The organism is Pelorhabdus rhamnosifermentans (assembly GCF_018835585.1).
In the GTDB taxonomy this organism is placed as follows: Bacteria; Bacillota; Negativicutes; order UMGS1260; family UMGS1260; genus Pelorhabdus; species Pelorhabdus rhamnosifermentans.
The window spans coordinates 1-237 of the sequence record NZ_JAHGVE010000181.1 but is presented as its reverse complement, the minus strand read 5'-3'; the positions used below and the strand labels follow the sequence as shown (position 1 = coordinate 237).

1 protein-coding gene is annotated in these 237 nt (G+C 60.8%); it reads right to left on the bottom strand.

Going from position 1 to position 237, the window contains the following annotated elements:
- Window positions 1-7: 7 nt before the first annotated feature.
- A partial coding sequence (locus Ga0466249_RS26275) for an SDR family oxidoreductase (RefSeq protein ID WP_215832432.1) occupies window positions 8-237 on the bottom strand: 230 nt, incomplete at its 5' end.

Sequence of the window (237 nt, the reverse complement as noted above, 5' to 3'; positions counted from 1 at the left end):
CCCGGCACTATGTCCGGTTGATTGATACGCCGCCATCGACCAGCATGGCCGTGCCCGTGGTGAAGCTGGAGGCATCCGAGGCAAGATAGAGCACCGAACGGGCTATTTCCGCTGGTCTTGCCAGCCGCTTGAGCGCATGCATCCCTTCGACTAAGGCACGCTTTTCCGGCGTGTCGATCCAGGCTTCAGCCATGGTCGTATCGGTACCGCCCGGCAGCAGTGCATTGACGCGAATAC